Here is a 10666-nt window from a genome sequence, read left to right on the forward strand (position 1 = left end):
CGCCCGGGGCCGGAGGGGCCTCCATCGCGGGGGCCGCGCCGCCGCCATTGCGCAGGAAGGACAGCGGGCGCGCGGCGGACGGAGGCAAGTCGTCCATCACCACCGGCGCGGGAGGCACGGCGGCGGGAGGGGAGACGGGGCCGCTCGCGCCACCGCCATTGCGAAGGAAGGAGAGGGGACGGGCCGCCGCGGGGGACAGGCCCTCCATCAGCGCGGCTGGTGGCGTCCGGGTGGCCACGGCGGACGCACCGGCCGGGACCGGCTCACCGCGTGATGCAGAGGGGGCCGGAGCGCGCGTGTCATCGAAGGGCCGGACGGTGGCCCCTGCATGAGCGGATGGGCCCTGCTCATCGAACGGACGCGGCGTTGCCCCCACGTGCGCGGACGGACCCTGCGTGTCCGCCATTCGCGGCGGGGCCACCGTCGACGCGGATGCGGACGGAGGCACCGGACGCGACGAGGTGTCCGCGTGCGCGGACGGGCCCTGCGTTTCGAACGGACGCGGCGTGGCGCCCGTTTGCGCGGGAGCACCCGGACCTTCGACAGGGTGTGGCGCCGCTACGGGCGCGCGGACTTCGGCCTGGACCTCAGACGCGAAAGTTCGCGGGACCGGAGCGACCTCCTGGCGCTCCGGTCGTGTTCTTCGCGCCTTCCGCGCCAAGGCCCGCTGACAGCCGCTCCACGCGGGCCAGCAGGTCGGGAATGGAACCGGCCGGGGACAGCTGGATGGCCTTGAGCAGCGCCATCTCCAGCGCCAACCGGGGCTGCGCCGCTCGCGACACGTCCCAGATGCAGCCGTGCACGATGTCGAACAGCCGCGACAGCTGCGCCGTGTCCGCTTCCTTCGCCAGCGCCAACAGCGCCTTCTGCTCGGACTCGGCCAGCTCCGCGGGCGCCTCACCCAGCGACTTCGTCACGAAGAGATGCCGCAACTGCAGCGCCAGTTCCTCCGCCAGCCGCTTCAGGTCCAGGCCCCGGTTGAACACCTCATCCACGCGGCCCAGCACGCGCTTCGCGTCCTTGCGGACCAGCGCCTCCGCGAAGTCCTGCACCACCGTGCGGTCGATGGCGCCCATCGCCTCCGCGACGGCCTCGTCCGTGGGGGTGGGACCGCACGACGCGAGAATCTGATCCAACAGGCTCAGCGCGTCGCGCATGCCGCCTTCGGACTGGCGCACCACCAGCGACAGCGACTGCTCGGAGATGCCCGCGCCTTCCGCCTGGCAGATCTCCTTCAGCCGCTGGAGCATCCGCGCCGCGGAGATGCGCCGGAAGTTGTGGCGCTGGCAGCGCGACAGGATGGTGTCCGGGAGCTTGTGCGCCTCCGTCGTCGCGAAGATGAACTTCACGTGACCGGGCGGCTCCTCCAGCGTCTTCAGGAGCGCGTTGAACGCCGCGCCGGAGAGCATGTGGACTTCGTCGATGATGTAGATCTTGTGGCGGTCGCGTTGCGGCAGGTACTTCGCGTTCTCGCGAATCTCGCGCACGTTCTCGACGCCGTTGTTGGACGCACCGTCGATCTCCGCCACGTCCACGCTGGTGCCGGTGGTGATTTCGGTGCACGCCCGGCAGGTGCCGCACGGGGTCGCCGTGGGGCCCTGCTCACAGTTGAGCGCCTTGGCGAGCAGGCGGGCGGCCGTCGTCTTGCCCACCCCTCGAGGACCGCAGAACAGGTACGCGTGCGCGACCCGGTCCATCTTGATGGCGTTCCCGATGGTCCGGACCACGTGCTCCTGGCCGGTCATGTCATCGAACTTCTGCGGGCGCCATTTGCGGGCGAGGACGAGGTAGCTCATGGGGACAACCATCTAAACACGGCGGGCAAAAGGATCCATGGAACGTCCATTCCGCCCGCCGTGAGACGCACTCCGTGTCAGCGTCCGAGCGCCTGTAGCACCACGTTGGCCGCGTTGTGGCCCGCAGCGCCGATGACACTTCCAGCGGGGTGGCAGCCCGCGCTGCAGAAGTAGAGCCCCTGCACGGGCGTCTCATAGGGCAGCCGGTCGGTGAACCCGCGCTTGTTGTCCACATGATGGATGTGGCCGCGGGTGATGCCGAAGTGGGACTCAATCTTCGGCGGCGTGAGCGCGAAGTACTCCTGCACCAGGTCGCTGGTACCGGGCGCGAAGCGGTCGCAGATGGACAAGAGGTGCTTCACGTAGCGCGCCTCCTCCTTCTCCCAGGTGGTGCCCTCCAGTTTCTCCGGCACCCACTCCACGAAGAGGGCGGAGTTGTGGTGCCCTTCCTCGTCCTTCAGGGTCGGGTCCACCGTGGTGTGCACGTACCACTCGATGGAGGGGAACTCCGCCAGCCGGCCCTCCTTCGCTTCCTTGTAGCCGTGCGCCAGCGCCCCCAGCACGTCGTCCTCCTGGGGCAGCAGGTGGATGGTGGGACCGAACTGGCCCCGGTCCTCCGGCAGGCAGGTGAAGGTGGGCAGGGACTTGAGGCACAGGTTCACCTTGAGCGTGGTGCCCGGCGAGGACATCCCGTCCACCATGCTCCGGTACTCCTTGTTCAGCGCCTCAGAGTCCACCAGCTTCATCGTGCGGAACGGGTCCGCGTTGGAGACCACGACCTTCGCGGACAGCTCCTCGCCGTTCTCCAGCACCACGCCCTTCACCACGCCGCTGTCCACACGCACCGACGCCACCTTCGCGTTCGTACGCAGCTGGGCGCCGTGCTTGCGCGCAATCGCCGCGATGCGCTGGGTGACGGTGCCCATGCCGCCTTCGACGATCATCCACGTGCCGCCACTGCCCGGCAGCCGGCAGAGGTTGTGCACCAGCAGGTTCATGCCCGTGCCCGGCGTGTCGTAGCCACCGTCCAGGCCGGAGAACGCGTCGGTGACGGCGTACATCGCCTTCACGAAGTCGGACTTGTAGCCGAAGCGCTCCAGGTACTCGCGCGCCGTGCCGCGACACAGATGGATGAAGTGCTGGCGCAGGGCCGGGCGCACGTAGCGCTCCGCCGTCTCCTCCAGCGACACGGGCGGCAGGAGCCACGCGGGCGCCAGGTCCTCGCGCAGCGCCGCCAGCTCCGTGTTCATGGCGACGTGGGCGTTCCAGTCCGCCTCGGAGAAGAACTCGCGGAACTGCCGCTCCAGCTCCCGCTCATCCGAGCCGAAGAGCAGGTAGCGCTTGTCCATCGTGGGCAGGAAGTAGTGCGGGTCGCGGCGCTTGAGGGGCAGCTCCATCTGGAGCTCCTGGAGCAGCTCCGGCGGCATCAGCCCCAGGAGGTACGCGCCGGTGGAGACGCCCAGCTTCGGAGCCGTGCGGAACGGGTACTCCGTCTTGCACGCGCCGCCCACCTGGTCCTTCTCTTCCAGCACGGTGACCGACAGGCCCCGGCGCGCGAGCATCGCCGCCGCGACAAGTCCGTTGTGGCCCGCGCCAACCACGATGACGTCTGGCATGGTCTTCCTCCTTGGGGAAAAGGCCGTTCCTACCCGAGCCGCGGCCTCCCCGACAAACACCGTGCGTCTTGCGCTGGACGTCAGGGCCGGAAAGAGTCGCGCCCGCCACGTGAACGCTCCCACCTCCGACGACGCGCCCCCGGCCCCCGGCTCCTCCCAGGCTCCGCTGGAAGTTCCGGCCCCCGTCGTGCAGACGGGGCTGCCTGGAAGCCTCCGTGTGCTGGGGCTCCTCGCGGTGGCGCTGGTTCCGTGTGTCCTCGCGGTGAGCGAATTGGGGCGCATCCACCCGGACGAGGTGTTCCAGGCGCTGGAGCCCGCGTACTGGCGCGTGCACGGCTACGGCGTGCTGGCCTGGGAGTGGCGCGAGGGCCTGCGCAACTGGGCCGTCCCCGGCGTGCTGGCCGCCTTCCTGAAGGTGGCGCACGGGTTTGGCGTCACCGACCCGCGCATCTACCGGGGCGTGGTGGCGCTCCCCCAGTTCGCCCTGCACGCCTGGAGCCTGTGGGCCGTCTACCGCTTCGCGGAACGCAGGGCGGGCCCGTGGGGTGGGGCGCTCGCGGTGCTGCTCGTGGGGCTGAGCGCGCCGGTCCTCCTCTTCGCCGGACGCACCCTGTCGGAGTCCTTCTCCGCGTCCTTCCTCCTCGTGGCCATGGAGGCCCTGGACCGGCCGGACACCGGCCTGGCCGCGCGCGTGCGCCGGGCGGGGCTCCTGGGCGGCATGGCCCTGGGGCTCGCCGTGGTGACGCGCTATCCGTCCGCCCTCTTCGTGGTGGCCGCGCTCCTGTGGCTGGCCGTCGCCCGGAGGTGGCGCCTGCTCGCCTTCACCTGCGTGGGAGGCGCGGCGGTGGCGGTGGGACTGGGCCTGCTCGACTGGGGCACCTGGGGCACGCCCTTCCACTCGTTCCGGGCCTACGTGGACTACAACCTCCTCTCCGGGAAGGCCGCCGCCGCGTTCGGTGCCTCACCGCCGGACTTCTATTGGGGGCCGCTGCTCCAGGCCGTGCCCCTCTGGGCCTGGGCCGCCGTGCCCTTGTCGCTGGCCCCCCTGCTGCGCTTTCGCGCGCTGTCCCTGCCGCTCACCTGCGCGGCCGTCTACACCGCCGTCCTCCTGGCCACGCCCCACAAGGAGGAGCGCTTCCTCTACCCGGGGCTGGTGGTGGCGCTGCTAGCGGCCGCGTCCCAGCTGGCCGCTAGCAGCGCCACGCTCTCCCGACAGGGCCTGAGGAATGGGGCGGCGGTGCTCGCGCTGGCCCTGGGCTTCGTGCATGGCCGCGGCTTCCCGTCCAACGACCTGCGAGCGGACCAGTTCCGCGCCATCGCCCGGGCCACCCGGGGGGACGCGACGGGGCTGCTCATCGTCAACGAAGGGCTGTGGGGCTCCGGGGGCTTCTTCTACATCGGCAAGAACATCCCCTGGCGCACCTGCGACTGGCCCCGGGACGCGGCCTTCCAGGCCTCCATCCACGACCGAGCCTTCAACCGCGCCGTCACCTTCGAGGGCCGGGCCCTGCCGGAGCTCCAGGCCGCCGGCTTCCGCGTCGTCCGCGAAGTGGGGCGGGAAACCATCCTCGTCCGCGACTGAAGCGAAGCAGCCAGCCGGGCAGGGGAGGGCAGGCCCGCAAAGCCGAAGCGCCGGCATCCCCGGAGGGATGTCGGCGCTTCAGGTGAGACAGAACGGCCGGGACACACGCGGAAGTACGCTACCGTTGCTTCCTTCCGGACCTGGCGGGGTTCGCGCCCCCACGTTGTCCCGACCACAAAATCCGTACTGCTACTTCGAAAATAACAACGGAGAGGGTGGGATTCGAACCCACGATACCCTTTCAGATATGCACGCGTTCCAGGCGTGTGCCTTCAACCGCTCGGCCACCTCTCCAATCACGATGGAGCGGAGAGCGTAGGATTCGAACCTACGGTACCGTTACCGGTACGCCTGATTTCGAGTCAGGTGCCTTCGACCACTCGGCCAGCTCTCCAGAGTATTCAGTTTTCACGTCGCTTCGCGCGCAAGCGCTCGAAGAACGTCTTGAGAAGCTGGCGACTGTCTTCCGCCAGGATACCGCTTGTCACTTGAAGCCGGTGGTTGTGCCGGGGCTCTTCCACCAGGTTGTACAGCGAGCCGACCGCACCCGCTTTCGGATCCATTGTACCAAAGACGAGTCGGGTGACACGAGACTGAACCAGCGCACCGGCGCACATCGCACACGGTTCCAGCGTCACGTAGAGGGTCACCCCGGAGAGTCGCCACGCGTCGCGTGCTTTCGCGGCGGCAGCCAGCGCGAGCATCTCAGCATGCGCAAAGGGGTTTCGGTCGCATTCACGGCGGTTGTAGCCCGTGCCCACGACGTTTCCGTCCAGCACCGCTACCGCACCCACCGGAACTTCACCGAGTGAAGCCGCTTCCCGCGCGAGCTCTAAAGCCTGCTGCATGAAAACGATGTCGTCACTCATGTTACATGCGCGCCTGAGAAGAAGTGGCGCTCCCTGGAGGATTCGAACCTCCGGCCTTCGGATTCGTAGTCCGACGCTCTATCCAGCTGAGCTAAGGGAGCATTTCTTCCGGCTGCTGCTTTACATCAAGTGGCGGAGAGAGAGGGATTCGAACCCTCGATACCCTTTCGAGTATGCAGGTTTAGCAAACCTGTGCCTTCAGCCTCTCGGCCATCTCTCCAACTCTTCTCTGTCAAAGAACCACGAAACTCAAGCTCAAAATCGGAGGCGGTAGGATTCGAACCTACGGAAGGCTTTCACCTTCTGCGGTTTTCAAGACCGCTGCCTTCAACCGCTCGGCCACGCCTCCACAGCAGGTGCCGCTCGGTTCCCGGCGGGCCAACCGCGCCCGTGGGGCCGCCCTTCTACATCATTTCTTCCCTGTGGCAAGAGAGATGTTGGCCCCTTTTTACGTCCGGGGCCCCATCGCCCTGACTAGAGGGGGCGCAACTCCTTCAGCCCGCCCATGTACGGCACCAACGCCTCCGGGATGGCGACGCTTCCGTCCTCCCGCTGGTAGTTCTCCAGGATGGCGATGCTCGTGCGCCCCACGGCCAGCCCGCTGCCGTTGAGGGTGTGCAGCATCTGGGGCTTGTCCCCCTTCTGGGGGCGGAAGCGGATCTTCGCGCGGCGGGCCTGGAAGTCGCCGCAGTCCGAGCAGGACGAAATCTCCCGGTACGCGCCCTGGCCGGGCAGCCAGACCTCGATGTCGTACGTCTTCCGCGCGCCGAAGCCCATGTCCCCGGTGCACAGCAGCATCACGCGGTGATGCAGCCCCAGCCGGCGGAGGATGTCGCACGCGTCGTCCGTCATGGCCTCCAGCTCTTCCAGGCTCTTGTCCGGCTGGGAGAACTTCACGAGCTCCACCTTGTGGAACTGGTGCTGGCGGATGAGGCCGCGCGTGTCGCGCCCCGCGGCGCCGGCCTCCGCGCGGAAGCACGGGCTGAAGGCGCAGTAGCGGATGGGGAGCTGGTCGCCCTCCAGGATTTCGTCCGCGTGGTAGTTCGTCACGGGGACTTCCGCGGTGGGGATGAGGAAGCGCTCGGGGTCGCCGGACGTCTTGAAGGCGTCGTCCTCGAACTTGGGCAGCTGGCCCGTGCCCATCATCGTCTCGCGCAGCACGAGGTAGGGCGGCAGCAGCTCCGTGTAGCCCTTGGACGTGTGCACGTCGATCATGAACGTGACGAGCGCGCGCTCCAGCCGCGCCAGGGCGCCCTTGTAGAAGGTGAAGCGGCTGCCGGACACCTTCGTGGCGCGCTCGAAGTCGAGCATGCCCAGCGACTCGCCCAGCTCGAAGTGCTGCTTCGGCGTGAAGAGCAGGTTGGGCTTCTCACCCCAGGTCTTCACCTGGACGTTCTCGTCCGCGCTCGCGCCCACCGGGACGGAGTCGTGGGGCACGTTGGGGATGACCAGCAGGATGCGGTTGAGCTCGTCCTCCACTTCCTTGAGGCGGGCCTCCTTCTCCTTGATCTCCTGGGAGACGCCGCGCAGGTCGCCGCGCAGCTTCTCCATGGCGGACGGGTCCTCCTTGGCCTTTCGCTTCATCTCCTCGTTGGCGGCGTTGCGGCGCGCGGCCAGCGCCTCCATGGAGACATAGAGGTCGCGGCGCTCGAGGAAGAGCGACTGGAAGGGGCCGAGGTCCAGGCTGCCGCCCCGAGTCTTCAGTCGGGCGACGACCGCATCGAAGTTCTGCGCAACGTTCCGGAGGTCCAGCATAGGGGCTCGCCTTGTAGTCATCCCGGGCGTGGGCCGGCAAGGCTCACCACGCGCCGGGTGCTCAAGGCCGGACGCCCCCAGGCCCCGGGGGCTGACCGGAAGGGCCCCGCCAGCGGTCTACTGGCGGTCCGGGCGGTCCTGGAAGGAAAGGCCCGCCCGCCAGGCCCGGCTAGTGTTCGAGGTCGTAGATTTCGTCCTCGATGTCCTTCTTGTCCGCCGCGTCCGGCTTCTTCACCAGGTACTCCTTGAAGGCCGTGATGGCGTCCTTGCGCTTGTTGCGCTCCTTGTAGGCGAAGCCCAGGTAGTAGAAGGACTGGGCGTTGTCCGGCTCGGCGGTGGTGGCCTTCTTGTACCAGTCGATGGCCTTGGCGTACTGGGCCTGCTCCGTGAAGGCGCGAGCGACCTTGTAGTAGACGTACGTGAGCTTCGGATCCGCCTTGAGCGCCGCCTGGTAGCGGCGGACGGCGTCGTCCCAGCGGGCGGCGTTGAAGAGCACGTCGCCCATGGCGCCCAGCACCCGCGTGCGCTGCGGATCCGCCTTGAGCGCCGCCTCGAAGGAGGCGATGGCGTCGTCGAACCGGGCGCGCTCCAGGTGGGCGTGGCCCAGGGCCTCGTGCGCGTCCGCGTAGTTGGGCTCCAGCTCCACGGCGGCCTTCCACTGCTCGATGGCGTCCGGCAGCCGCTTCGCGTCGCGCAGGATGACGCCGTACGCGTAGTGGTAGTCCGGGCGCTTGGGCGCGCGGTCCACGGCGGTCTTCATGCTGTCGAGCGCCTGGGTGTATTCGGAGCGCTTCGCGCGCACGAGGCCCAGGTAGTAGAGCGCCTCGTGGTTGGACGGCTCGTTGCGCAGCGCGAGGCCCAGGTTGCTCTCCGCGCCGGCCAGGTCGCCCTTCTCCAGGAGCACCGCGCCCAGGGTGATGGGCGTGGTGATGGAGCGGGGGTCCTCCGCCTTGGCCTTCTCCAACTCCGCGGCGGCCTCGTCCAGCCGGTGCAGCCGCCAGAGGACCAGGCCGCGCTGCAGCCGGCCGTCCTTCAGCAGGTGCGGATCCAGCTCCAGGGCGCGGTTGGCCTCCGTCTCCGCGCGGGTGGCGTCGCCATTGAGCAGGGCCACGCGTGACAGGCCCAGGTGGGCGTCCGCCAGGTTGGGATCCAGCTGCACTGCGCGGTCGAACTCCTGCTGCGCGAGCAGGCTGTTGTTCTCCGCGAGCGCCAGCTCACCCAGGCCCGCGTGCACGCCCGCGTGCTCCGGGGCCTGTTGCGCGGCGGCTTCCAGCAGGGCGCGCGCGTCCGCGTTGCGGTGCTGCCGGAGGTACAGACGGCCCAGGTACAGGCCCGCGTCCACCAGCTTCGCGTCTGCGGCGTTGGCGCGCTTGAAATGGCCTTCCGCCTCCGTGGGCTTGTCGAGCGCGTCCTCGATGCGCCCGTAGAGGTACGCGATGCGCGCCTCGTTGGGGAAGCTCTTGCTGGCGGCCTCCACGGCGGTGAGGGCGTCCTGCATCTTGCCCGTCATCACCAGCGCGGTGATGTGGCCGTCCACGAACCCCAGGTTGTCGCTGTCCTCCTTCGCGAGCGAGGCGTAGAGCGGCAGCGCGCCGTCGTAGTCGCGCTGCGAGCGCAGCACCTGGGCCAGCTGGGCCTTGATGAAGTCGGAGTCCGGGTTGTCCTTGAGGGCCTCCTTCAGCTCCGCTTCCGCTTCCTTGGGCTTGAACTGCTGGAAGAGGGCCATGCCCTTGAGGCCGCGGGCGCGGGCGCGCTCGGCGGGCCCCAGCGCGTCCTGGAGCTTCAGGGCGCTCTCCACGGCCTGGGCGCCCTGCTCGATGTTCGACTTGCGCACCAAGAGCTCCACCGCGGCCAGCTCCACCGCGGAGGCGGCGTGCTGCGGATCCGCGGCGAGCGCTTCCGCGTAGGACCTGGCGGCCTCGTCGGCCTTGCCCTGCGCCTGGTACAGGTCGCCCAGCGCGTGGTGGGCCTTGGCGGACTTCGCGTCCTTCTCCAGCACCTTGGTCAGCGTGGCGACGGCGTTGCCGATGTCCTTCTGCTGCGCGTAGGACTCCGCCAGGAGGAAGGAGAGCTCCAGGTCACCCTGGTTGTCCTCGCGGATGGCGGCGTCCTGCAGGCGGGCCTGCACCTCCGCCGCCTTTCGCTGGGTGAGCGCGATGCCGGCGGTGGTCTTGATGACCTCCACGTTCTTCTCGCCCAAGAGCTCGATGGCCGCCATGTGCTTGCCGCACGCGCTGAGGTCGGAGCGCTCTCCGTCCGCGTAGCGGCGCTGCAGGTAGGCGACGGACTGGCACCAGAGGGCGCGGACCTCCGGGTACTCGTTCTTCGCCAGCACCTGGGCGCTCTTCTTGCGCGCTTCCTTGTAGCTGGCGTAGGTGTCCGCCAGGAGCCCCTTGCGCGCCTCCTCGACGAGCTTCGCCTCGGCGGAGCCGGAGGACACGCGGGCCGGAAAGAACTTGTTGCGGCCGAAGGCGCCGTAGCGACTGGCCTCGAAGCTGGCGCCGGTGATCAGCACGAGCACCGACACGCCCGCGGCGATGATGACGGGCAGGCGCTTCTTCCATTTGGCGTCGGAGGCGCTGCGGTCCACGACGGACACCGCGGCCATGCGGCCTTCGTAGAGCTGGCGCAGCCGCTCCATGCTGGCCTGGGGGTTGGCGGGATCCGCGGCGCCCGCCGTCTCCGGAGCAGGCGCGCCCGGGGTGGCCGCGAGCGGCACGGCCTTGGACGGGCCCTCCATCAGCCGCTGGATGGCGGCGGCGAAGACGGGCACGGTGCCGATGGCGGTCCACGCCTCCGAGTCCGGCGACACGTCCTCGTTGCCCAGGAGCTGGCCGTCCTCGAGCATCTTGACGATGACGCCCTCTTCGAACGGGCCGAACATCTTCCCGGAGCGGCGGCGCACGTGGAAGCGCTTCACCTGTACGCGGCCACCGGCGTCCTTGCCGGCGCTGTCGTCGATGAAGCTGAGCATCTCCAGGCCGTCCGCGGGGCCCGCGGCGGGCGGGGGCGGCAGCGGCGCGGAGAGGTCCGCTTCCAGGTCATCCA

Annotated in this window: 6 protein-coding genes, 5 tRNA genes, 1 other RNA gene and 1 pseudogene; 1 reads left to right on the plus strand and 12 read right to left on the minus strand. The window is 69.1% G+C overall.

All coding sequences use genetic code 11. The features are described from left to right. From D7Y21_RS37330 to D7Y21_RS37340, 3 genes and pseudogenes are all read right to left on the minus strand, one after another. Nucleotides 1-238: pseudogene (locus D7Y21_RS37330) on the minus strand (DNA polymerase III subunit gamma/tau); the annotation flags it as partial. Nucleotides 239-587: 349 nt separating this feature from the next. Further along, complete coding sequence (dnaX, locus tag D7Y21_RS37335) at nt 588-1796, minus strand: DNA polymerase III subunit gamma/tau (protein WP_120564936.1); 1209 nt, start codon at nt 1794-1796, stop codon at nt 588-590. Nucleotides 1797-1873: 77 nt separating this feature from the next. Beyond that, nucleotides 1874-3412 (minus strand): NAD(P)/FAD-dependent oxidoreductase, encoded by a 1539-nt coding sequence (locus D7Y21_RS37340; RefSeq protein ID WP_121718237.1) that lies wholly within the window; start codon nt 3410-3412, stop codon nt 1874-1876. A gap of 109 nt (nt 3413-3521) precedes the next feature. Here D7Y21_RS37340 and D7Y21_RS37345 point away from each other — a divergent pair, with 109 nt between their 5' ends. Continuing rightward, nucleotides 3522-4994, plus strand: a complete 1473-nt coding sequence (locus D7Y21_RS37345) for a glycosyltransferase family 39 protein (protein ID WP_121718238.1) — start codon at nt 3522-3524, stop codon at nt 4992-4994. 86 nt (nt 4995-5080) lie between these two features. On the opposite strand, the gene ffs is transcribed toward D7Y21_RS37345, so the two are convergent. From ffs to D7Y21_RS37390, 9 genes are all read right to left on the minus strand, one after another. Further along, nucleotides 5081-5173: signal recognition particle sRNA small type (gene ffs, locus D7Y21_RS37350), an RNA gene on the minus strand. Nucleotides 5174-5201: 28 nt separating this feature from the next. Continuing rightward, nucleotides 5202-5288, minus strand: a tRNA-Ser gene (locus tag D7Y21_RS37355). Between the two features lie 13 nt (nt 5289-5301). After that, nucleotides 5302-5388: transfer RNA gene (locus tag D7Y21_RS37360), tRNA-Ser, on the minus strand. Nucleotides 5389-5395: 7 nt separating this feature from the next. Beyond that, the gene (gene tadA / locus D7Y21_RS37365; protein WP_120564933.1) at nt 5396-5863 is read right to left on the minus strand and encodes a tRNA adenosine(34) deaminase TadA; all 468 of its coding nucleotides are present in this window, start codon (nt 5861-5863) and stop codon (nt 5396-5398) included. 24 nt (nt 5864-5887) lie between these two features. Further along, nucleotides 5888-5964 (minus strand) — tRNA-Arg (locus tag D7Y21_RS37370). A 29-nt stretch (nt 5965-5993) separates the two neighbouring features. Continuing rightward, a tRNA-Ser gene (locus D7Y21_RS37375) sits at nt 5994-6083 on the minus strand. A 42-nt stretch (nt 6084-6125) separates the two neighbouring features. After that, nucleotides 6126-6212: transfer RNA gene (locus D7Y21_RS37380), tRNA-Ser, on the minus strand. 125 nt (nt 6213-6337) lie between these two features. Beyond that, nucleotides 6338-7618: a serine--tRNA ligase gene (serS, locus tag D7Y21_RS37385; protein WP_120564932.1), complete on the minus strand. Its 1281-nt coding sequence runs from the start codon at nt 7616-7618 to the stop codon at nt 6338-6340. Between the two features lie 169 nt (nt 7619-7787). Continuing rightward, nucleotides 7788-10666, minus strand: a 2879-nt coding sequence (locus D7Y21_RS37390) for a tetratricopeptide repeat protein (RefSeq protein WP_121718239.1), incomplete at its 5' end; no start/stop codon positions are given.

Origin of the sequence: Corallococcus sp. AB045 (assembly GCF_003668895.1) — a bacterium.
Classification (GTDB): Bacteria; Myxococcota; Myxococcia; order Myxococcales; family Myxococcaceae; genus Corallococcus; species Corallococcus coralloides.